Below are 22,585 nucleotides of genomic sequence, written 5' to 3'. Positions count from 1 at the left end.
TATAATCCTCATCGCTTTTCCTCCGCAAAATACCTCACCGACCTCCACTCCACCGCATCCATCACATGCCTTACAAACGCCTCATTCCCCACAACCTCTTCCATTCCCTCCACAAGTCCAATTACCCCATTCTCCACCTTCTTAAAGCAATTCGGATGTTTATCTAGCATAAATTTCACAGGATTTATAACCGCCAGCTTCACCCATTCCTTCTTTCCCCATGTCATAAACCCGGCCGATGACTGATCCTTGATCATATCCACCTTATAACCGCCCCGCTCATAATACTCCTGAAAGCTGTAATAAATATCATCTTCGTCCACGACTGTCTTAAACTTTCCATCCCGGCAAAACGACAGAAGCAGCGGCATCTTATACGATTTCTGCATCCTCGTCGTCTCCACCATATTGATAAATTCCGCCCCTTTTCCATTGAGAAGCTTCTTTTCATCCTCGGTAAGCAAGTCTCTCTCTGCAAGAAAATTCAGATAATTGGGAACTGGCGCATATTTCATATTTCTTTTCAGCGCTTCCTGAACATCAGCGTCCATATAGGTAAATAAATCGACCCTGGTCGGCACCGAGCGCTGAAATTCATAGGATACAAGCTGGCGAACCTTCTCAAACTGTTCATTTACCTTGTCTTTGATTGACATTTCCTGTTCCGCCTGTCTCTTAAACAGGTCAACAATCTGAAAATCGAGGTCAATCATGCAGTCATCCGGCATCTCGTAGTCTGACATTGAGTAGCTTCTTGCTATCTGTTTCTGGTACTTTTGTCCGCTCAGTAAAAACGGAAGCAAATTCGCTTTTTTATAATTACCTATGAAGTCCAGAACTGTTAAATAGCTTTTTCCTTCTGCAGTTCTTAGCCCACGCCCCAACTGCTGCAGAAATACGGTAGGCGACTGTGTTGGCCGCAAAAACAGCACCATATCAATATTTTTTACGTCCAGTCCTTCATTAAACATGTCAACTGAGAAAATAATCTGCAGCCTGCCATCCTTAAGCTCTTCCAGTGCTTCCCTTCTGTCCAGATTATACTCCCCGTCTGTTCCACTATACACAGCGGCCGCCTTTACTCCTCTATTCTGGAAAAGCTCCGCCATATATTCCGCATGTTTTTTCGTAGAACAGAATGCAAGGGCACGCTTACAATTATACTTGGAATAATTATGGTAAACCAGATCACCCCTTTGAGGAATCATCAATTCCTTTTCCAGTTCTTCCTCATCGTACTTGCCGTGCACATATGAAATGTTATCGTAATTTACCGTACAGTCATAAATCCCATAATAACGGAATGGCACCAGCCAGCCTTTATTTACAGCTTCCTTTAAACGGACATCATAAACAACGTTAAAGTCGCAGATCTCATAAATATTTTTATCATCCAGGCGATCCGGTGTTGCCGTAAGCCCCAGAAGAAATTTCGGTTTAAAATATCTGATAATCCGCTTGTAGGTATCTGCCGCAGCGTGATGAAACTCATCTACAATAACATAGTCAAAGTAGTCTCTTGGAAAACATTTATCGCATAAATACTCTGCTTTTCCCAAAGTCTGTACCGTTGCAAATAAAACCTCACAGTCGTCGTCCTTCTTATCCCCATAGAAGAAGCCGTACTTGCCGCTGCCCCTTACTTTCTGAAACGCCTGTTCCGCCTGTATCAGGATTTCTTCTCTGTGCGCCACAAACAGCACTCTTTTATAAGGCTTTGAATCAAACGCTGCAAGAATGGTCTTTCCCACACCTGTTGGTATTACCGTAATCCCCTTATCCCATCCCTCTTTGCGGCTCTTCTCCAAATGATACAGCGCTTCGATCTGTGCCCCTCTCGGCTGGACGGTCTCCGGCTCTTCTCTGCTGCCTTCTGTGTCGTACACTTCCAGATCCTTTAGTACGTTTGGCTTTTTCCACCTCTCAGAATATTCCTTTAATGCTTTATCTGTTATTTCATAAGCGTAATTCTCATACAGATCTTTAAACGTATTATAAAAATGTTCGAAATCCTCTGGATGTATTTTACTGTCAAAACAGTAATTCCATTCAATCCCCGTTGTTAATGCGCTGAATGAAACATTGGAAGAACCAATATATATTTCACCCTTATCTTCATAATGGAATATGTAAGCTTTTGGATGAAATGATTTATTTGGTACATTATAAAATCGTATCGATACCGTATCCCCCAGTTCTCTTCTCAGCATATATAAAGCGGCAGGCTGGGTTATATTTAAGTAATTACCTGTCAAAATCCGTACCCTGGCTCCGCGTTCCACAGCGGCCTTTATGTCCTTTACCAGCAGCTTTACACCTGATTCCATTAAAAAAGAAACGATAATATCAATTCTCTGAGCTTTATAAAAACACGGCTTCAAACGAGAATACAAATAATTCCCATCACCCGTTATTGCATTTCCCTGAAACTCAATATCAGAAGTTACTCCTTCTTTGTTCTTAAAAGTAAATTCAGCCATTTTTCTTCACTTCTTCCCGGTCGTACATCTGATGTCCGCCACATTTTCTCTATTTGAAAGTTCTTCAGCCTTTTCAGCAATAATTCCATCTTCTCTTCTGTCATATCATTAAAATACCGTCCGTTGCGAACCCCTTCAAACTCTCCATATTTAAATGAAGTATACAAAATACCAGCGGGTTTCAGCGCCCGATACACTCGTTTCATTACCGTCTCTAAGTCTGCCATATTCAAATGCAGTATCGAAGCACATGCCCAAATGCCATCATATAAATTTTCTGCCTCCAGTTCCTGAAATTTACAGCATTTCACTTCCTTACCAATGCATTGAGAGGCCAGCCTGCACAATTCTTTCGACCCATCCATCGCTTCCACATCATATCCCTTATGTAAAAACGCTCTGCTATCCCGTCCGGAGCCACATCCAAGATCCAGAATACTGGCCTGCGGCGGAAGATAACTGAGGAAAGTATCCTGATGTTCCGAAAAAGCTGCATTCTGTGTTCCGAAACAAAACGATTCAGCGTTCACATCATAATAATCCAAAGTAAAATCCACATATTCCTTCTCTCTTGCCTTATTTATTTCCATAATTAACTCTCGACACCTCTGTTTCTGGTTATAATCTCCATCCTTTTCTAATAAGCAAATGGAGTTCTGCCTTTTCGTCCCTTTTGTTGTCATTATACCGCCACTATTCCTTTGAAGCAATTAAATTCCCTTAATACGCCTCCAACTCAAGCCCCCAACTGACGGTAATACTCCTTAAGCACTGGCGAAAGTGCTCCCCACTTGCTTTCTGCCCTCTCAATCTCTTCTTCACCAAAACCAATATTCCCCGCTATATGGAATAAGCTCCTCATTTCTCCAAAATCAATCATATCCAGCCTCATTACACTTCATCACACCTCAAACAATCCTCACAATCTGCTCATACAATACAGTAAACTTCTTCCCCACATTCTGATTCTTATGATAATGCCCAAACAGCCACTTTCCAAACTCACACCTGTCCTTTATCATCTCAAAATACTCTGTCAGATCATCACTTTCACATTGGTCTCCACAGACCAGCTGCTGAACTGAGGTTGCACAGCAATGGCTGACAATAATATCCACGCTCCAGCCACACTGATCCAAATTGCGACTGCCTTCGTCAAATTCACTTTCATCCGGCATTTCTTCCTTCCACCAGGACAGATGATTGATGCGGTACGGCTCCCAGCCGCGATCCAGTTTCTTCTTCTTTCGTTTAAACTCCGGATCATCGGGTTCTAAAATACCGCCGGAGATATCATGACTTCTGGCTCCGCCAAATGTAAAGAAACGAAGTCCCTCTATTTCATATACCTGCCCCCGCATCAGATGAATGATATCGGGCGCAATAAACTGCACCCTTCCGCCCTTCCATTGTTCCACCCGACAGGTTTTCAGAAGATCATAATTTTCATGGTTTCCGTCCACCCATAGAGTTGTAAATGGCTTCCCGGACAGCCATTTTCTCCAATACTTCTGTTCTCCCGACTCATCCCAGAATCCAAAATCGCCACAAACAATCACGAAATCATCTTTCGTCATTTCCCTCTGTTCCGGAAATATATCCGTGCTGAAACGGCGATAATCTCCATGACAGTCGCCCGTTATAAAAATCAAATTCCGTTTCCCCCTTCAGTTTTTATTCCAATTCACGTTTTCATTCCCCTGATTCAATTCCAGACCGTTTTCAGTTCCGTTCCTTCTTTACTTCCACTGCATTCCCGAAATAACTACAACGCTTTCTGCAAACATATGTTCCTTCACTCTGTTTATAGAATATCATATCACATATTGAAAATCCAGAAAAAACATTTGCTTATTTTAGAACCTGCTTATTCAGAAAACGGCGTCCTTCTCCATTGTATCTGAATTCGGCCGCCGTTTTCTCTTGAGTTTTCTATTCTTCAACTTTCCTCCATTCCCCGCTTTTCACCGCCCTAATCTTTGCCGCCTCCCTCATTCTCAAACCGCGTAATCACTCCCCTAATCTTCTCTCTCACCTTACGCACCTCACCTTTCCGCCACGCCTCTAAAAGCGGAACTTACCTTTCGTCTCCGCTCTCTTTTATCTTATCCAGCAGAGCTAAAACCACCTGGCGGTTAACATTTTTCATATTGTTCCAAAATTTCTGGAACCGCAAGTATCTGCCCATTGCTTCCCCCAAGTTTCATATCATATTCCTAAGCGGTTACGTCCAGAAAAGAATCCGGCACCGTTTTAAGGATACTCCGAGATGGTATCAAATCGTAATAAAAGGTCTCGTTCACCATTCCACCTGCCTTCCTCTTCTCCTTCTACACTCTACCGCCCCTCTGCCGCCCCTCGCAGAATCTCCATAAACTCCTCCTTCGACCCAATCACCTCGCTGATGCTTCCATCCGCCATAATCTCCTCAGACAGCCCCGCCTTTCTCTCCTGCATTTCCAGAATCTTCTCCTCCAGAGTGTCCTTCATAATCAGCTTATACACTGTGACCACCTGCTGCTGCCCGATTCTGTGGGCGCGGTCTGTGGCCTGGTTCTGGGCCGCCTGGTTCCACCACGGATCGAAATGGATCACGATACTGGCGGCAGTTAAGTTAAGCCCCGTTCCTCCGGCCTTTAAGGAGATTAAAAAGACAGGCGGTCCATCCCCGTTAAAGGACTTCACCAGTTCATTCCGCTTCTCCTTGGAGGTCGATCCCGTCAGGATATAATAACCGATCCCAGCTTCATCGAGCCGTCTCCGGATAATATCCAGCATGGACGTAAACTGAGAAAACAGAAGAACCTTATTTCCCGCTTCCACCGCATTACTCACCAGCTCCACACAGGTGTCCACCTTGGCCGCCCCGCCGTCGTAATTCTCGTATACCAGGGACGGATCACAGCAGAGCTGGCGCAAATGAGTCAGCTCCGCCAGTATCTGCAGCTTTCCGACCCGGTACTCCTCCTGGCTCTGCCTCGAAAGGGAATCCAGCAGCTTCTGCACTCTGGCCTCATAGATCTCCCTCTGCGCCGTCTCCATGCGGGAATACACCACCTCTTCCAGCTTGTCCGGCAGTTCCTTTAAGACCTCTTTCTTCAGACGCCTCAGGATAAACGGCCTTATCATCCGCCGCAGCCGTTCCGCCGCCACCTCATCCTGTCTCGCCGCCACGGGCTGTTCGTACTTCTCCCGAAAATGCTTATAAGCCCCAAGAAAGCCGGGCATCAGAAAATCAAAGATACTCCACAGCTCACTCAGCGAATTTTCTATGGGCGTCCCGGTCAGCGCAAACCTCCGGGCACAGCCAAGGGCCTTCACCGCTTTCGCTGTCTGCGTTCCGTGATTCTTAATATTCTGCGCCTCATCGATGAAAACAGTATCAAACAGAGCCTCCTGATACGCCTCCACATCCCGTTTTAATAAGTCATAGGATGTGAGCAGAATATCCGCCCTGCTATTCCGTATCTTTTCCTTCCTGCTCCCGGCCCCTCCCACGACCGTCTCCACAGTCAGTCCGGGCGCGAACCGGTGTATCTCACTCTCCCAGTTATAGACAAGGGAAGCCGGACAGATGATAAGGCTGTGCCGTGTCGTATCCCCCTCATAATTTTCTTTCACCGCCGCCAGATACGCGATCGCCTGTACAGTCTTCCCAAGCCCCATGTCATCGGCCAGAATTCCGCCGAATCCCATCGCCCCCAGAGTCATGAGCCATCGGAATCCAAACTTCTGATACGGTCTTAGCTCCGCATTCAATCCGGCGGGGACCTCATAGTCGCTGTCCTCCACATTTTTCATGGACCGCAGAAAGGCCTTGTAGGATGAACTGCGCTTAACTTCTACGATCCCTTCATTCTCCCGCAGAACCTGGTCTAAATAGAAGGATCGGTATTCCGGTACCCGGATATGGCCTTCCTCCAGTTCCTCCACACTCAGTTCCAGCCCTTCGGCCAGTTCTGCCACTGCCGACAGTCCATTATCCTCCAGCTCCAGAAAATCCCCATTCTTTAAGCGGTAATATTTTCTCCTCCTCCGGTAGCTGGACAGCAGTCCCTCCAACTCTCCCGGCTCTAACCGCTCAGTCTGGAGTGTAATATCCAGCAGTCCGCTGTTCCTGGTAATTCCCATTGTAATTTTAGGTGACTTTAAGACCCTCAGCCTTTTTAAGGACTCAGAAATATATACCTCAGCTATCTGCTGAAACTGCGCAATTCCAGTGCTGAGCAGACGATACTGCGCCTCTTCGTCCTCTTCCGGAATATACAGCAGATTTTTCTCCTCGTCTGCATATTGGAGATAACTGCCTGCCAGCTTCGCCGCATACTGCTCCTTTTTCATATCACGATATAAATCCTTGACCTCCAGTCCCTCAATCAGATTATAACGCGCCTCTCCATACTGGCTGTAAACAGATGCAATCAGAGTCCGGTCCACATAATCCAGATATAGGAGTATTTCACACGGCTTCGGCATATAACGTTCCAGTGAATCCGGCTTTTTAAGGACTGAATACTCCTCCAGCGAAGGCAGTACCGAGGTACAGAGCACCGGCATATCTTCTTCATTTACATGATATTCCTGTTCTTTATACGGCTCCATCAGACCGCAGATACCGCCCATATGCGTTCCGAACTCCTCACTGCATAAATATATGGTATCTTCTGTAAAAACACACAGCCCGTTTTTACTTACAAACGCTTCCCCTCTGGGAACGGAAATAAGACAGCCGCCACTACTCCGTTCCACAATAGAAAATCCAAGTACAGGATCCTTTTCCACAATCTTTATCCGGGTCAGATTGGAGAATCTGGATTGAAGCGCAATGACTCCCGGACCCACTGCCTGCAAAAAGCGCACCATTTTATCACCTGACAGAACCAGATTCCGTGCAGAAGCTGCTGTGGGCAGGTAACTGCGCCGCATCACATACAATTCCGTAATAAAGTCCTGCTCCTGATTCACACAGTCTTCCAAAAAGTCCACCAGTCTGCGGCTCTCCTCTGTAAATGCGCTTTTTACATGGTAAAATGCCAGTTTCTGTCCATAGTGTACATACTTTTCTTCTTTCAGAGCATTTACCATAGCGGTAATATCCTTTAATACATACAGATGATCCGAACCGATTTTAAACTCAACCATCCAGCCCTCTGCATCCCGGTGCAGAATAGGAACCAGCCTTATATTTCCATTTACCTCAGGCTGGAAATAGCAGGCATTTTCCTGAATAGTGCTGGCAAATATCAGTTTTTTAACCGCGGTATCTGTCGGCGGCTGCCTCAGTCTGGCGGCCGCAGCCGGTGTCGCAGCCGGTGTCGCAGCCGGTGTCGCAGCCGGTGCGGCAGCAGATACTCTGTCTGCTTCCCCAGATACTTCCTCTCTCTCCGCATCACGTTCCATCATCTCCAGCGCGACCGCGACACAGTGCTTGCACATCCCGTCATAAGACTGGTAGGCCGGACATTCACAGTAGTACCGTGTAAATGTATGGCTCTTCAGACTGTATGCCATTTCCACCTGGTAGCGGTTATCATAAGATCCCTCTACCCATGCACTTGCCTCCAGCTTACCATCGATATTCTGAAAATTCAGATCTTCCACCATTCCTCTTCGGTACAACTGATTTCCTTTCGTAAATGACTGAGGACTGGCTTCCACTCTGATTGCCTTAATCGTTATCATACTGTCTCTCTACCCCGTTTTCGCTCTGTCTGAAACTGTCTTCCCTACCGCTGCCCTGATTCTATATTCCTGCCCATATCTGGGTCTCGGACCGGACCGGACGCCCCGGACTTTTCAGCGCTTCATTGATCAGAATCAGCGCATAGGCGTCCTGAAGCCCTTCCGCCAGAGGATAGCACTCCAGCCCCTCTTCGATATACCGTCTCATTCCCATCATGAGAACGGCAATGGCGGTCTCGTCCTGAGGCAGAACCTGTTTCAGCCCCATGTGTACAAATGGGTTTACATAAAGTTGCTCCTCTCCCAGAGAAATCCGGATGATGCCGCTGCCGGACGCGTTTCGTTCCACGCTCATCGTCTGTTCCATCGGCAGGAAGCGCCTTCCCGAAGGCTGTACCTCTTCCTTTACATACCGCACTGTCCAGTCATTTAATTCCCCCGTCATGCCCTGAACGTTCAAATGCCTGCTCCGGATATAAGAGTGGTACTGCACACTGCTGAAATCATAAAAAGCCGTTTTCCCGTCTTCAAATTCAAATGTAACCCGCCGCCTCATCCGCTCCGACATGCGGCCGTCTGTGATGGCCCCATCTCTGGAGTCTGTCTCCATCAGCGTAAACGGGTATTCCTTCCCGTAAACGGTCATATTCTGAAGTTCCGTCCCCAGCATACGGCGGATAACGCTGGCGCCATGGTAGTCGTGGACAGCAGACAGCGTCATCATAGAGGCCTCTCCTAAAACTCCGCGCCTGACCACCTCCGCAGCTGCGGCAAAGGAAGGGTAGAGAAAATACTGCTCCGCCACCTGTATTTTTGCGCCTTCTTCCATCTTCATACGCCAGAGTTCCTTAAGCTCATCCAGTTCCAGCGCCGCCGGAGTCTCGCAGAGCACCGGAAAGCCCTTCCCGGCCCATTGCTTCGTTACCGGAAAGATCGACGCCTTGTTTACTGCCACCACCACGAAATCCGGCTTCATGGCCTCACAGGAGGCCTCCGATGTCACGGCTGGAACACCGTACTGTTTTCTCATGTGCCCGGCCTTCTCTTCCGTCCTGCAGAGCATCGCCTCCATGGTAAACAGCTCCGGATACGCACAGGCAATTCTCCAGTAAAACAGAGAACGCCAGCCGGAACCGATCACCACAAAGCGAAGCGGCTTTTTCTCCAGTGCAGTCCTGTCTATCGTCATTTTCATAGAAATCTCCTTTCCGTTTATCGCACCTTCAGACTTTCCAGGAACAGCCGGTCCAGCACGTCCCAGCTCTCTCTCCTGTCGTCCGTCTTTTTGTCCAGCAGCGTTTTATAGTAATCCAGCTGTCCTTCAATAAAATGGTTCAAAACTTCGATCCGTTCTCCTGCTCCGCTTTCCGGCGTCAGCGCCTTGATCTCCAGCAGCTTCTCAATGGCCGCCAGGACTTTTGCCAGATCACCGCAGCCGCGGACCGCTTCCATCAGCTCCGAAAAAAGCACCGGCGGCGGGCACGCGTGTTCCTCAATCCACTTACACGCCAGGACCGGACGGATCACATAGAAATATTTCTTATATTTCACAGTGTCTCCCTGCAGAAACTCCAGGAAGTTGCTCTTCGCCGTTCCGTAATAATGGTACATGGCCGCCTTTTCGGAAAAGTACACGGATGCCGCCTGGTGTATCTGCCTCCATTCCTCTGTCGTGCGGTAGACGACCGGAGAGTTCGCCCATTCAAACAGTGTGGAATTTGATCGATGATACTGGCGCAGTGCCTTCTGCAAATCCCAGCCATTGATATCGAGCGTTTCATCCAGCTCCCACTCGATCACATCGCGGGCGGGTTCCAGCTTTAAGTAATCCTCTGGACGGCGCACATAGATAAACCGAACGTCGTAATCGCTGTCCGGGGATGCAAATCCCCAGGAACGGCTTCCGGATTCCACTGCGTGAAGAATCCGCACGTGTTCTTTTTCCTCTATCTCCTGAAGCTTCTGTTCCACCAGTTCCTCCAGCGTTCCCTCAAAATCCTTATATCTCATCTCTTACCACCCTTTCGTTGACGCTCATGACAAACTCCTGCACACGCTCATAATCCGGTTCTTCCGGAAGTGATGTGTTCGCAGCAGCCTCATGCAGCCGCTTTTCATAGTCTGCCAGAATCTCATAAAATTCCGTCCGGTAGGTGCCGTCCTCCTTCTGAAATTCTCCCCGCCGGATTTTCATCAGAAGCTCATGCTCGTCTTTCCGATACGTAATAATATCTTCCTTCTCCAGAATATCGATTGCCATCATAAACAGGCGGATCAAATGCATGGCATGCTTGTTTAAATGGTTGTCGTCCTTCTTCCGGTTCCGTTTTCCAATCTTATCATACTCTTTTACGATGTTATTCATCTCACCCCATATGTTCCGGTAATCCCGCAGCGGATAGTGAGAAACTAAAGCGTCCAGAAATATCTCCGTGTCCATCTCCGGATTCTCCGCCTCATCGATATAAATGTTCAGAGAACCGTAATCGGTAATCCGGTAGCGCTCCTTAAACTCATACATGGCGTTCTTCACGGAATTGTAGATGTGTCTTTCCCGTTCCTCCGAAGCCATCCGGTCCCGCGCCAGCGCGTTCTGGAGCCGCCTCAGCTGCTGGTCCGCGTATCCCCCGAAGGACTGGATCGCCCTCCTTGAAAGGAATAGACGGCGGTTGTCCAGAAGCTCCCTCCCGATGGGTGACAGGTATAAATAGTGCTCTTCATTCAGCCCCAGCAGCTCACAGGTGTTGGGATTGCACTCCAGCAAAAGCCGTATGATCTTATTAAACGCATAGATTACCGTGTCCGTATTCTTATCTGTATACTGGTCATAAGAGGTCATTCCAATCAAATCGGACCTCCTGTTTAATGTTACTCCCCGGACATCAATATCACTGTTTTCCTGATTCGTCCCATAGGCATAACTGCCCGCCAGCCCCAGCAGAATAATATGTTTTCCCAGATGTGGATCCGTTTTCAAAAAGCCGTACTGCGGTTGTGCCAGAAGCTGCTCTGTTAGATGCTGCTCTGTTAGATGCTGCTCTGTTAGATGCTGCTCTGTTTCACTCATGGGGGTTCCCCCTTTCCTGCAAATATAATACTTATAGTATAACTGCTCCCCGGAAAAATGCCAACAAACGTTTAAAAATACCCGATAATTCCATGTTCGGAAACCATCGGGTACTGCGTGACCATATCTATTGACTTTTCTTTAAGAGCCATTCAAGCACATTTCTTTTTTTTATTCCTTCATAATCCACATTGTTAAACAATTCATCCAGTGTTAAGAGATACTTGGGATAATTGTCCTGGATCTTTCTGAGAGGTGCAAGTTCCCTTTCCAGAGTCGATTCCTCCAATGTGGTCGCCGCCACCTGATAATAGATGGTTTCCTCCGGACTTATCGCCACAAAATCCACTTCGCCGTCACTCAGCTGTCCGACATAAACCCGGTACCCGCGGCGCAGCAGCTCCAGATAAACAATATTTTCCAGGATATGTCCCACGTCGCTGTCCTTTCCCCGCACAAGGACATTTCGCAGACCGATATCGACCGCATAGTATTTGCTTTGCTGTGTTAAATACTGTTTTCCCTTTATATTGTAACGCCCCGCCTCGTATAAAAGAAGGCTGTCGGTCAGACCGCGAAGATATTTGTCCACAGTTTTCTGATCCACTTTTGCCCCCTGCGATTTCAGCGTATTGGCTATGTTTGTGGGGGATACCAGATTCCCAATGTTATGCAGCATAAATTTTGCTACATTTTCCAAACTGGTAACATCGGATATATTAAGCCTGGCGACCACATCTTTCAAGAGAACCGTGTGATAAATATCCATCAGATACTCTTTTGCATCCCTTTGTTCCAGTTCCAGCCTCGTAACATACGGAAATGAACTAAATTCCAGATACCTGGCAAACTTCTGCTGCATGGAAAGGCCGGTCTCGGTCAGAGCACCACAGAATTCGGAAAAGGAAAGAGGCAGCCTCAACAAACGTTAGGATTTAATTCCCAACTTTTCTCCTTCTCATTCCATTCAAGGATTATTTTCCTGATTATTCTAAAAAAGCGGAAACCGCCTTCTTCAATCCGGCCGCTTCCGCTTTTTCACACATTACCTTCTGTTTTTCCAATCACATTTCAATACTATTTCCTACCGCTTCTTCCCGCAGCACTTCTTATATTTCTTCCCGCTTCCGCATGGACACGGATCGTTAGGATAGATTTTCTGAACGTTCCTGCGCGATTCCGCGGCCTGGCTGAAGCCTCTGGTCACCATCTCATGAGGCGTATACCCACGGTTCAGCACCATGCGCGTGCTGTTCCACACGTCCATGATCTGGCTGGTGAACTTCTCCAGTTCCTCCTGACCGCGGAATATGACTCCATAGGTCTCAAGCTCGTCTACCACGGTCTGTAAATCAGAACCGACACTGATTGCAGACTGGACATCCCGTAAAATATACGGAATTCGCTCGTCTCCGACGCCCAATCCTTTTATTAAAAATTCTCCAAATTGCTGCAGCTCCCTGCTCATCAGGAACCCGCCGTTGTCCGCCATCCACTCGATTTCCTGCTGATTCGGAATGTAGTAAGGGACGTTCCGCTGTCTGCTGTAAAGTTCGTCATACGACTTCTGCTCGGCCAGCACACAGTCCACGAACCGGCCTTCGATCAGTTCCACCTCGGGACGGGCTGCATACAGTATCCTGTACGCGTCTGTCAGTTCCTCTTCCGTCAGCTTTTTCGCTTCATACTTATTGAATATCTCCAGAACCAGGGAGACCGGAGTCACCGCGTACAGCGCGTTAGCGGCGCACAGATAATCTCCGATGCGGCTGATCCGCCCCCTTACCGCCTGAAACCCTTCCGTATTGATGGCTTCATACGCCTGCTTCACATCGTCGGCCACCGTATATAGCTCAGGGCTCATCTCCATTGTCACATAGCCCCCGGCATAGAGATAATCCATATTTTCCTGTTCAACATAGGGAATATGGCCTTCGCCCTGCAGAACCTGTTCAAACAGCCTGATCTCTGCATCTCTCGCACAGACAAAGTACTCGCTCATCACCTCCGGACAGAGCATGTATTCCGCCGTCTTCCGGATCAGCTCTTCCTTTTTAAGCTTCGAATATCCGCTTAAGCCGTGGCGCTTTGCCAGCTCTGTAATGCTCTCCTTGTCGTAAAACCGGAAGATGTCGGCCAGCTTCACACCTTCCTGCTCCGGCATGCTGCCATCAGGGAAAGCCAGCTGTTTAAGCGCTTCATTGACCAGATCCGCATCATACTCGCGCATTCCCTGGCTCTCGGCCCACTCTTTATAATCAAATCCGTTTTCTTCGTTATAAGCGGCCAGCCTCTGCGGGTCCGCCAGCGTATCCAGAAGCTGATAGTATCCGCAGATTCCGCCGCAGTCCTCCGGTATGACATCGCCCTTATACTTCGTCACCCGCGCATATTGCTCCGTATCTTCCTCCAGAACCTTTTCCACCTCGACGGTGTGTTCCCAGTTATCTCCCAGATCGTATGTATATGTAAATTTCTTCGTATCAGCCACCAGTTCATCGATAACCGTACCGCTGGAGATGGTTCCGGGCATGTCAAAGTCTTCCTCCACCCTGTCATCTCTCACCCGAATTCCCATTGTACGGAACTCAAACTCATAGAGATGGTAATCCGACCAGCAGAATACGGCCTGAATAATCTGGTGCAGCTGCTCAAACGTAATCCCCTGCGGAACCAGAACCCTTCTCCAGATTGGTGGTTTACTCCCTTTTATAACGATCTTGAACTGATAAGCTCCCATGAAAATTTCCTCCTGCTTCAAATAAAGAGTCCTGCGCCCTGCTTCATATATAAAAAACGGCGCCATGACAATTTACCACAAATCTACTGCTCCTGTCCAGTCTATTCGCATATTTTTCTTCGAACCGCCCGCTCCCAGACACACAAAAGCAGGCAGCCGGCCGCATAACAGGCCAGATCCTTCACGTCAAACACCGAACCGAGCACGATTCTGGCGAATCTGCTGCCGGATAGCCCCAACAGCGTCACAAGGTCAAAATACTGAAGCACCTCCACGCTTGCCGCGAATAAAAATACATAAAGCGGCATCCGCCGCACCTTCACCGGGACAAAGATCCTGACGAAACAGTATACCACGAGAACCACCAGCAGGTCCCCCACATAGGGACGTATCACTTTATCGTGAACGTACAGGGCAATCAGCGTTTCCACCGCCATCAGCACCAGAAACGCAGCTCCGTACAGCAGACGCAGCTTCTTATCTCTCTCTGTCATTTCCCTCATCGCGAAAGCCCCTTTCCTCTTTATACGTACTATCATAGCGGAGAACACGCATGATTGCAACAAAAAGAATACCGCAGCAGTTCCGCGCTTCCGGCCGTCTCCGGCCAGTCACTTCCCTGCTGCGGTACTATAATTTTTATCTTATTTCCATGCTCTGTAACCGGGGCATCATCCGATGATTTCCATCTCCTTGGAATCCCGGTTCAAACTTACGGCGCCATCCGCCGTAATCAGCATCAGATCCTCGATCCTTACCCCCAGCTCGCCCGGAAGATAGATTCCCGGTTCACAGGAAAAGATCATGCCCTCCTGCACAACGTCCTGATTCGCGGAAGAGACATCTCCTGCATCATGCACCTCGATTCCGATACAGTGGCCGAGACGGTGTGTAAAGTACGGGCCGTACCCTGCCTCCGTGATGATGTCCCTTGCCACCTTATCGATCTCACAGAACTTCATGCCCGGCTTCATGGCCGCCTGTGCGGCTAAATTAGCCTTCTTGACGATCTCGTATACTTCCCTGCCCTTTTCACTGGCGCTCTTATAGAAAAACGTTCTGGTCATGTCGGAGCAGTAGCTGTCCTTCTTGCATCCCACATCGAAGAGCACGCAGTCGCCGTCTTTTAAAACGGTTCCATCCGGCTTATGATGGCCGATGGCGGCATTGGCCCCAAAGCTTACCAGCGGGCCGAAGGAAGGCCCTTCTGTCCCCAGCTCCTTGTAGATCGCGCACATTCCGGCAGCGACCTCCAGCTCCGTCACGCCCTCCTTTATGAGACCGCGGAAACGGCCCATGGCCTCGTCATTTAACCGGGAGGCCAGAATCATCTTTTCTTTCTCTTCCCCGTCCTTGATCCGGCGGGCTCCGTCCACACATTCGGATGCATTTTTATAGGAGGAACCGGCTCCCAGTTCCATCAGCTCCAGAAGGAATCTGGCCGCCATCTTCTTATCGATCCCCAGCGGCTTCTCATGGTCTGTACAGTTCGCTATCATCCGGCAGGCCGGGTCTGTATCGGAAAACCACACCTTTTCGATTCCGATATCACCGTCCACGGTAAACAGTTTATTGATAAACAGCTTATTGTTTCCATTTTTATTTAAATACAATGCCAGCAAACGCTCATTGGGCAGAATCCATCTGCCGGTCAGATAAAAGACCGACGGCGGATCGCTGATAATCATCTGCTCCAGCCCCATCTCTTCCATATTATGTAAGACGCGGCTTACTCTCTCTTCAAACATATTCCTGCCTCCTTTGTTCCCTTAAACTCCGTAGAATATAGGCGCTCCTGGTCCTAACGGCAGACCGATGATCATCCAGACAGCTAAAAGCAGAGACCAGAAGAATAAGAATGCCATAGAGTACGGAAGCATGGAGGAAACCAGCGTTCCCCACCCGGTATCCTTGTCGTATTTCTTCATAATCGTCAGGATATACGGAATCCATGCGATAACCGGGGCGATGATATTGGTTGTGCTGTCACCGATCCGGTAAGCCACCTGAGTCAGCTCCGGAGATAATCCCATCTTCATAAACATCGGCACGAATACCGGGGCAAAGATCGCATATTTCGCGGAAGCGGAAGCCATAAACAGGTTGACAAAGCCCGCAACCAGGATAAAGCAGACCACAAGAACTACGGAGTTGACATTTAAGCTCTTTAACAATTCCGCGCCCTTAAAGGACAGAACACGGCCGATATTGGTATAGCTGAAGTAATTGGTAAACTGGGCCGCTACGAACGCCATGGCCACAAAACCGGATATGGAAGCAATGGCCTTATTAAAGGAAGACACCACATCCTTATCGGATTTGAAGGTACCGCACAGCTTTCCATATACAAAGGAAGGAATGAAAAACAGCAGGGTGAACAGCGGAATGATCGCGTTCATCAGGGTGGAACCGTCGATTAAGCTGCCGGTCTCCGGGTTTCTCATAAAGGAATTTTTCGGAATACAGCAGATAATGTAGAATGCCGCGATTCCTACGAATACCCAGTTAGCGGCCTTCAATGCCTTCTCTTCCTTAGCGGAAATGCTGTCGGACGCCTCGATTAAAGTTCCGTCTCCATTTTCCTTATACGGCCCAAGGAGCGGGATAATCACACGCTCGGTGATATAGGTTCCCACAATGGTAATCAGGATGGTCGATACAATCATAAAGAACCAGTTGCCCAGCGGTGTAACCGTATAGGACGGATCCAACGTCTGAGCCGCCGCAGTGGAGAAACCGGATAATGTGGCATCTGCGGAACCGATCAGTAAGTTTGCGGAGAAGCCGCCGGATACACCGGCAAATCCGGCTGCGATACCTGCCAGAGGGTGCTTTTTGTATGCCTTGAAAATCATGGCTGCCAACGGGATAAAGACAACGTAACCGGCATTTTCCGCTACGTTTGTCATAACGCCGATAAAGACGACCATCGGTGTCACCAGCGCGGCCGGTGTCACCTTGACCACCTTGCGGATCAGGCCGTTTAAATAGCCGGAGCTTTCCGCCACACCGATGCCCAGCATGATAACGATGGTAAAGCCCAGCGGCGCATAGCTGGTAAAATTGGTTACCGCGGAGGTCAGCATATACTGAAGCCCCTTAACGCTGAACAGGCTGACGATAGATACTGTGGCCTCCTCCACCGTTCCGCTGCCTGAATTGTACATATCGCCTGCGGCGCTCCACCCAAGGGCTGAACCGATACCGGAGACAATGACTACTGCCACTGCCAGGTAAAAGAATATGGTGAGCGGTGTCGGGAGTTTGTTCCCTGCGACTTCGATCTTATCCAGAAAGCGCAGGATCCAGGAACGTTTTTTTGTCTTGGTTGTGTTTTTCATACTTTCTCCTTTATACATTATATTATTTACTGCCTATTTCGCAGTATTTGACGCGATCAGCGCGGCATCCCACACACCGGAAAACGGCGGGGAATAACACAAATCCATAAATCCCATCTCATCCACGGTCAGTCCGGCGTAGATGGCGATGGCGTAATAATTGGCCCTCGGAACCACGATTCCCTGTCCGTACGTCTCCGCCCCCAGGATCTTTCTCGTATCGGCATCGTAGATCAGCTTGATATTCAGCTTCTCCGTGCCGTAATAGGACGCGTAGCTGTTGCCCGTAATCATATGGGCCTTGTAATGAAGCCCCCTTGCCTTCGCCTCCTTCTCGGATAGACCGACCTTGGCCGCATCGATGCCGAACAGCCGCAGCGCCGAGCTTCCGATCAGCTTAAATGGCTTCGGCTGCACACCGCCTAAAATATCGCCGATGATTCTTCCCTGTTTGTTGGCATTGGTTCCTAAAGGCGCATACAGATAGTCGCCGGTGACTGCGGACTTCATAATGCTGCAGTCGCCAGCCGCGTAAACGTCCGGGATACTCGTCTCCATCCGCTCATTCACGCAGATCGCCCCGTTTCTGGCCTTCTCCACATTGGTGATAAAGGATGTGGCCGGAGCGATTCCCGCGCTGTTGATCACCAGATCCGCCGGAATCTCTTCGGTCTCTTCCCCGCGCTGCAGCACAGCCCGTACGATGCGGCCGTCTTCCTCGACCAGACTCTGCACCATGGTTCCCACGCGCACGGTCACGCCGTTTTCTGCAAGCTCGGCTTCCAGCGCCTCACTGATCTCGGTGTCAAAAGCCGAAAGCACGTGCTCAGCCAGCTCCACGACCGTGACCTCTTTGCCGTAATGTCTGCACGCCTCGGACAGCTCCAGCCCGATGAATCCGGCTCCGACGATGACCACATGGCGCTGGTTCTCATCGAACAACGCCTGTTTCACCCTGGTTCCATCCGCCACGTCGCGGATCTCGAATAAATTGGTGTAAGAACGGTCGAACGGCGGAAAATGGCGCACCCCCGCTCCGCTTCCGATCACCAGCTTGTCATAGGTATCGTCAAACACCTCTCCAGTCTTTAGATTCTTCACGGTCACGGTCTTGGCGTCCGTATCCACGGCCGTCACCTCATGGCAGATCTTTACCGGGATCCCGCTCTTCGCAAATTCTTCCGCCGTCCTGGCGATCAGTTCCTTCCCCTGTTTGATATGATCGGAAATATAAAACGGAATTCCGCAGGCGCCAAAGGATACCTCTCCGCCTTTCTCATAAACCACGATCTCGACCGCGTCACCCAACAGCCTTTTTAACTTGGAGGCCGCCGACATTCCGGCGGCAACTCCCCCGATAATCACTGTTTTCACTCTCTCACCCTTCTTTCTACAATAATCGCATTTGTCATACAGCCAGTTACATTAATGAGTGTTCTCGGCACATCGCCGATGGGATCGACGGCAATCATCGGTCCGAGGCCGTTCACCGCTCCGGTGATACCGCTGCCCATCACGGCTCCGAATTCCGCCATGGTGGCCGTACCCGGAACACCGGTAATCCCATAGGAAACCAGTACGATAACCACCACCAGGCCGAACACCAGCGCCGGTGTCATGGTAAGTCCGCTTAAGCCTGCGGCAAATACCGCTGCCATCGCCGGGAACATGGCGCCGCATCCCTGCATTCCTGAAGAGATGGCGTAGGCAGATACCTCGTCGGTAATCTCCTTTTTAAGCCCCAGTCCGGCCGTCAGCGCTTCCTGCGCATCGGGGAGGCAGGCGGAACCGGAACGGGTAACCAGCGCCTTTTTCATCGCCGCCTTTCCCGCCCGGAAAAATGCCGCCGGGCTCACACCGGAAACCGCGCACAGTATCAGCTGTACTGCCAGCATGGCCAGAGAGGCCGCACAGAGAACTGCCAGCATCTTCACCAGCATGAGGAGAAACGCCGGGCCATACGCCGCCGTAAACGCCGCCATGACAGCGGCCGCCCCCATGGGCTTGTAGGCGATAACGGCCTTGCACACACTCATAATTACAGAGAAAGCGGCATCTGTAACGTCCAGAAACGGCTTTACCGTATCCATATATTTACCGGACATTCTCCGGGCTGCAATGCCAATCAATACGGCAAACACAAAGATTCCCACCACATTGCCGGTAAGAAAATCGAAACCGATTCCCGATGGAATCAGATGCGCGATCGAGTCGGTGATCTTCTGTCCCTCCCCGATCTCCCAGGAAAAGACTGCAGTATCTGCGCCCGGCGCCACGCCCACTTTAAAGCAGAGGCCAAGGCAGGCGCCAATCAGAGCGCTGACCGCAAGCATCAGAGTATTGACCCATTTTTTCCATTTTATTAGCGGCGTCTCTGTCTTTACAAGAGGCGTGTGGATCACAAGACGCACCCCTGCGACAAAGATGGCCGGAGCGATCAAAAGCTGAAACAGGGAGACGTATCCGTTCCCCACCAGGGAGAACCAGCGTCCCAGATCTGCGGCATATGCTCCTGTACGGCCGGACAATCCCCATACGATCAGCCCGTATACGGTTCCAATCCCTGTTCCGATCAGCACACGGGCCGCAAATGTAAACTTTTTCTTTGGCAGGCGGCTGATTCCGAACAGCAAACCGAAAAACACGATCACTCCCGCCAGGCTCTCCACCCTCGTTAATCCTAAAAACTCTATTATATTCATGAATCGTTCCTTTCTGTCAGCATTCCGTCATAATACGGATTATTTCCTTATCTGTCTCTCTCATTCCATCTTTTCCGAGACGGCCCACATTGGTGATGGTATTTTCCACTCCCTTGGACACGATGCCGTCGCCGCCTTTAAACTGCTGACCATTGATATACATATAGTATCCCATGATTCCGGCGTCCACCGCGGCCGCGATCTTACCCGCACAGGACGGCTTGGCGCCGTCGCAGATAATGCCCGACACGATGGCAAGGCCGTTGACCAGGGTGTGGGCGATGGTCTTATAATCGGCCCCCAGCAGGAAGGCGATTCCGCATCCGGCCCCGCATCCCGCACTGACCGCTCCGCAGTAGGCGGACAGACGGCCGATTCCCGTCTTCTGGTGGATCGTGATTAAATTCGAGAGCACCAGGGCGCGGTAGAGTTCTTCCTCGCTGGAGCCCAGTTCTTTCGCATACTCAATCACAGGCAGGGAGGCGGTCATACCCTGATTTCCGCTTCCGGAATTGATAATAACGGGAAGCTCGCATCCGCTCATACGGGCGTCCGATCCGGCTGCAGCCGCAGCCCTTGCCCGGACGCGGATATCGTCACCGTAGGCCTTCAACAGGACACTGCCAATATTGGCGCCCCAGTCGTTCTGGAGGCCGTCCTCCGAGATCGCGCTGTTATAGGCAATCTGCCGCCCTATAACGTCTCTCACGTCCTCCAAATCCGCCGTTTTGGCGAAATCGTAGATATCTTCTACATTTAAGAGACTCCGGTCCGCCATCTGCGCCTCCCTGGCGGCCACGGCTCCCACTTTGTATAGGACCTCTCCATCTTTCTCGATCAGCACAATATTCGTATGATACCCGGCGATCCGCACTTTCACGCAGGAACCACCACCGGATACCGTCACCACCATGTCGAGGATCTCGTCCGTCTCCAGCGGCCTCACAGAGATCTCCGCGTTCTGTAAATACGCCTTTATCTCTGCCTTCTGTTCCTCCGTCACGCCTGCGATAACTTCCAGAATTCTGGAGGCATCCCCTGCTGCAATGCCGGCCGCCGCCGCGGCTTCAATGCCCTTTAAGCCGCCTGTGTTGGGGACAATGACACTCTTTACATTTTTCACTATATTGCCGCTGGCTTCCACCACACAGCGTTCTGGAAGGCAGCCCAGCACCTCTCTGGCTTTCGCCGCGCAATAGGCCAGAGCAATCGGCTCCGTACATCCCATGGCAGGCACGAGTTCCTCTTTTAGAATCTGTACATAGGTCGAATATTGAATTCCGGTACGTTCCATGATTTCCCTCCGATTGGTTTATGTATTTTTTATAATTTTATAAGAAAATTTTATCTTATTCTGACCGATATGTCAATGAATTTAATAATATTTTTTTATTGTAATAATAATTTATTTTTGTTTTTATCAAAACAATGGGAAAACAAAAAAAAGAAGCCTGAACTTTCGTCATTCAGACTTCTTTTCCATAGATCTTCCTAATGCGTAGATCTTCCTAATCCATACATCTCCCTATCCATACATCTTCCTATTTAATTGTGCAGTTCCGGCCTTAAGATTTCTTTTGCAGCTTGGACTGATAGCGGTACACACTCGCCTCAGAGCAGCACAGATACTCCGCCACCGCGCCCACTGCACCCTTTAACTGAAACAGACCCGCCTGGCTTAACTCGCCGATGATCTCAATCTTCTCCTGCTGCGTCAGCCGCTCCCTGACCTTCGGTTCAGAAGATCCCACCACGGAGATCACGGCCTTCTTCATCATATCACCGATCACGTCCTCAGAGAAATTCTCCACAGGCCCGGAGCAGACGATATCCGAATGAGGGCCCTGTCCCATCAGTCCCATGCCGCTCAGCTGCCGGATACTCTCCATGGCCTGCTCATACGGCGTCATATCGATGTTGATACAGAGCTGTCCGACCAGCTTCCCTTCCTCTCTGATAAAATACGTCGAGGCGCGAAGCCTCTTGTCAGGCGCCGCCTTCCCCTCATAATTCACCACGTAATCCTTTTCCTTCCACTCCTCATTGGCCAGTACGGACAGCGTAAAATCCGTAATCGGAGCCCCGATCGTCCGGCCGCTGACATGGCCGTTGGCGATCGCGATAATATCGTGATTTGGTTTGCGGCAGTCCCTTAAGACGACCTCCGCGTTTTCTCCCAGCACCTCTCCCAGAAAATCAACCAGTTTTTTATAATAATCCAGTATATCCAATTCCATATTTCCTTTCCCCGTCAATCAAAACTCTTTTTTCATTATAACAGAGGTAATTCTGTTCCGCAACCGATTCCACCGTTCGCAGGGGTATCTTCTATATATATACGAATCCGCCTTAGTAAAGATAGAATCCTGCTTTCCTGCTGCGCAAAGAAAATGCCGCAGGCAGACAGCATAACCATCTCCTGCGGCATTTTCATCTATGTAAACTGTTCGTAATAATTTGGCGAAGCCGGTCACATCAAGCGCGCTTATCTTTATGACCATGGCTTCTTCTATGTTCAATCCCTCTCGGGCTTTCTGATACCTATCATACACGGCAAATGTGTCCAAAATTTG

Annotated in this window: 18 protein-coding genes; 1 reads left to right on the top strand and 17 read right to left on the bottom strand. The window is 49.6% G+C overall.

Annotation, left to right across the window (positions count from 1 at the left end; translation table 11 throughout):
• Window positions 1-8 precede the first annotated feature (8 nt).
• The 11 genes from H8S80_RS12740 to H8S80_RS12690 all read right to left on the bottom strand — a co-directional run bounded on the left by H8S80_RS12740 (window position 9) and on the right by H8S80_RS12690 (window position 14,472).
• A complete protein-coding gene (locus tag H8S80_RS12740) occupies window positions 9-2,480 on the bottom strand; it encodes a DEAD/DEAH box helicase family protein (protein ID WP_117631103.1) in 2,472 nt (823 codons plus the stop codon).
• On the bottom strand, window positions 2,444-3,070 hold the full coding sequence (locus tag H8S80_RS12735) for a class I SAM-dependent methyltransferase (RefSeq protein WP_117631308.1): 627 nt from the start codon (window positions 3,068-3,070) through the stop codon (window positions 2,444-2,446). The genes H8S80_RS12740 and H8S80_RS12735 overlap by 37 nt, the downstream gene beginning before the upstream one ends.
• Window positions 3,071-3,216: 146 nt before the next feature.
• Window positions 3,217-3,360, bottom strand: coding sequence for a hypothetical protein (locus H8S80_RS12730; protein WP_181987910.1), 144 nt, complete (start codon window positions 3,358-3,360; stop codon window positions 3,217-3,219).
• A gap of 28 nt (window positions 3,361-3,388) precedes the next feature.
• Window positions 3,389-4,132, bottom strand: coding sequence for a metallophosphoesterase family protein (locus H8S80_RS12725; protein ID WP_117631101.1), 744 nt, complete (start codon window positions 4,130-4,132; stop codon window positions 3,389-3,391).
• A 685-nt stretch (window positions 4,133-4,817) separates the two neighbouring features.
• Entirely contained in the window at window positions 4,818-8,162 is a 3,345-nt protein-coding gene (locus H8S80_RS12720; RefSeq protein WP_117631099.1) for a DEAD/DEAH box helicase, read from the bottom strand.
• Between the two features lie 61 nt (window positions 8,163-8,223).
• Window positions 8,224-9,357, bottom strand: a complete 1,134-nt coding sequence (locus H8S80_RS12715; protein WP_117631097.1) for a Gfo/Idh/MocA family protein — start codon at window positions 9,355-9,357, stop codon at window positions 8,224-8,226.
• A gap of 17 nt (window positions 9,358-9,374) precedes the next feature.
• The gene (locus H8S80_RS12710) at window positions 9,375-10,172 is read right to left on the bottom strand and encodes a nucleotidyltransferase domain-containing protein (RefSeq protein ID WP_002601900.1); all 798 of its coding nucleotides are present in this window, start codon (window positions 10,170-10,172) and stop codon (window positions 9,375-9,377) included.
• On the bottom strand, window positions 10,162-11,229 hold the full coding sequence (locus tag H8S80_RS12705; RefSeq protein WP_117631095.1) for a nucleotidyltransferase domain-containing protein: 1,068 nt from the start codon (window positions 11,227-11,229) through the stop codon (window positions 10,162-10,164). The genes H8S80_RS12710 and H8S80_RS12705 overlap by 11 nt, the downstream gene beginning before the upstream one ends.
• Before the next feature lie 127 nt (window positions 11,230-11,356).
• On the bottom strand, window positions 11,357-12,091 hold the full coding sequence (locus tag H8S80_RS12700) for an ATP-binding protein (RefSeq protein ID WP_243010352.1): 735 nt from the start codon (window positions 12,089-12,091) through the stop codon (window positions 11,357-11,359).
• A 222-nt stretch (window positions 12,092-12,313) separates the two neighbouring features.
• On the bottom strand, window positions 12,314-13,969 hold the full coding sequence (locus tag H8S80_RS12695) for a plasmid pRiA4b ORF-3 family protein (RefSeq protein ID WP_117631093.1): 1,656 nt from the start codon (window positions 13,967-13,969) through the stop codon (window positions 12,314-12,316).
• Between the two features lie 101 nt (window positions 13,970-14,070).
• The gene (locus tag H8S80_RS12690) at window positions 14,071-14,472 is read right to left on the bottom strand and encodes a ribosomal maturation YjgA family protein (protein ID WP_117631091.1); all 402 of its coding nucleotides are present in this window, start codon (window positions 14,470-14,472) and stop codon (window positions 14,071-14,073) included.
• Between the two features lie 50 nt (window positions 14,473-14,522).
• On the opposite strand from H8S80_RS12690, the gene H8S80_RS34615 reads away from it, so the two are divergent.
• Window positions 14,523-14,651 carry a hypothetical protein gene (locus H8S80_RS34615; protein WP_278321541.1) on the top strand — a complete coding sequence of 43 codons (129 nt, stop codon included), beginning with the start codon at window positions 14,523-14,525 and terminating at the stop codon, window positions 14,649-14,651.
• On the opposite strand, the gene H8S80_RS12685 is transcribed toward H8S80_RS34615, so the two are convergent.
• From H8S80_RS12685 to H8S80_RS12660, 6 genes are all read right to left on the bottom strand, one after another.
• A complete protein-coding gene (locus H8S80_RS12685; protein WP_117631089.1) occupies window positions 14,641-15,717 on the bottom strand; it encodes a M24 family metallopeptidase in 1,077 nt (358 codons plus the stop codon). The two genes, H8S80_RS34615 and H8S80_RS12685, sit on opposite strands and share 11 nt — an antisense overlap.
• Window positions 15,718-15,738: 21 nt before the next feature.
• On the bottom strand, window positions 15,739-17,310 hold the full coding sequence (locus tag H8S80_RS12680; RefSeq protein ID WP_181987909.1) for an AbgT family transporter: 1,572 nt from the start codon (window positions 17,308-17,310) through the stop codon (window positions 15,739-15,741).
• A 33-nt stretch (window positions 17,311-17,343) separates the two neighbouring features.
• The gene (locus H8S80_RS12675) at window positions 17,344-18,684 is read right to left on the bottom strand and encodes a CoA-disulfide reductase (RefSeq protein ID WP_117631085.1); all 1,341 of its coding nucleotides are present in this window, start codon (window positions 18,682-18,684) and stop codon (window positions 17,344-17,346) included.
• Window positions 18,681-20,012: a cation:dicarboxylate symporter family transporter gene (locus tag H8S80_RS12670; RefSeq protein ID WP_117631083.1), complete on the bottom strand. Its 1,332-nt coding sequence runs from the start codon at window positions 20,010-20,012 to the stop codon at window positions 18,681-18,683. The genes H8S80_RS12675 and H8S80_RS12670 overlap by 4 nt, the downstream gene beginning before the upstream one ends.
• A 16-nt stretch (window positions 20,013-20,028) precedes the next feature.
• Window positions 20,029-21,306, bottom strand: coding sequence for an L-cysteine desulfidase family protein (locus H8S80_RS12665; protein WP_117631081.1), 1,278 nt, complete (start codon window positions 21,304-21,306; stop codon window positions 20,029-20,031).
• A 271-nt stretch (window positions 21,307-21,577) separates the two neighbouring features.
• A complete protein-coding gene (locus H8S80_RS12660) occupies window positions 21,578-22,249 on the bottom strand; it encodes a helix-turn-helix transcriptional regulator (protein WP_002601910.1) in 672 nt (223 codons plus the stop codon).
• Window positions 22,250-22,585 lie beyond the last annotated feature (336 nt).

This window comes from Hungatella sp. L36, assembly GCF_014288035.1.
Note: the sequence above shows the minus strand (reverse complement) of the source record. Positions and strands in the feature narration are given on the sequence as shown.

Excerpts from the sequence above, each read along its gene's own strand:
- H8S80_RS12740 (WP_117631103.1), bottom strand. The coding sequence starts at position 2,480 with ATGGCTGAATTTACTTTTAAGAACAAAGAAGGAGTAACTTCTGATATT.
- H8S80_RS12735 (WP_117631308.1), bottom strand. The coding sequence starts at position 3,070 with ATGGAAATAAATAAGGCAAGAGAGAAGGAATATGTGGATTTTACTTTG.
- H8S80_RS12730 (WP_181987910.1), bottom strand. The coding sequence starts at position 3,360 with ATGATTGATTTTGGAGAAATGAGGAGCTTATTCCATATAGCGGGGAAT.
- H8S80_RS12720 (WP_117631099.1), bottom strand. The coding sequence starts at position 8,162 with ATGATAACGATTAAGGCAATCAGAGTGGAAGCCAGTCCTCAGTCATTT.
- H8S80_RS12715 (WP_117631097.1), bottom strand. The coding sequence starts at position 9,357 with ATGAAAATGACGATAGACAGGACTGCACTGGAGAAAAAGCCGCTTCGC.
- H8S80_RS12710 (WP_002601900.1), bottom strand. The coding sequence starts at position 10,172 with ATGAGATATAAGGATTTTGAGGGAACGCTGGAGGAACTGGTGGAACAG.
- H8S80_RS12705 (WP_117631095.1), bottom strand. The coding sequence starts at position 11,229 with ATGAGTGAAACAGAGCAGCATCTAACAGAGCAGCATCTAACAGAGCAG.
- H8S80_RS12700 (WP_243010352.1), bottom strand. The coding sequence starts at position 12,091 with ATGCAGCAGAAGTTTGCCAGGTATCTGGAATTTAGTTCATTTCCGTAT.
- H8S80_RS12695 (WP_117631093.1), bottom strand. The coding sequence starts at position 13,969 with ATGGGAGCTTATCAGTTCAAGATCGTTATAAAAGGGAGTAAACCACCA.
- H8S80_RS12690 (WP_117631091.1), bottom strand. The coding sequence starts at position 14,472 with ATGAGGGAAATGACAGAGAGAGATAAGAAGCTGCGTCTGCTGTACGGA.
- H8S80_RS34615 (WP_278321541.1), top strand. The coding sequence starts at position 14,523 with ATGATTGCAACAAAAAGAATACCGCAGCAGTTCCGCGCTTCCGGCCGT.
- H8S80_RS12685 (WP_117631089.1), bottom strand. The coding sequence starts at position 15,717 with ATGTTTGAAGAGAGAGTAAGCCGCGTCTTACATAATATGGAAGAGATG.
- H8S80_RS12680 (WP_181987909.1), bottom strand. The coding sequence starts at position 17,310 with ATGAAAAACACAACCAAGACAAAAAAACGTTCCTGGATCCTGCGCTTT.
- H8S80_RS12670 (WP_117631083.1), bottom strand. The coding sequence starts at position 20,012 with ATGAATATAATAGAGTTTTTAGGATTAACGAGGGTGGAGAGCCTGGCG.
- H8S80_RS12665 (WP_117631081.1), bottom strand. The coding sequence starts at position 21,306 with ATGGAACGTACCGGAATTCAATATTCGACCTATGTACAGATTCTAAAA.
- H8S80_RS12660 (WP_002601910.1), bottom strand. The coding sequence starts at position 22,249 with ATGGAATTGGATATACTGGATTATTATAAAAAACTGGTTGATTTTCTG.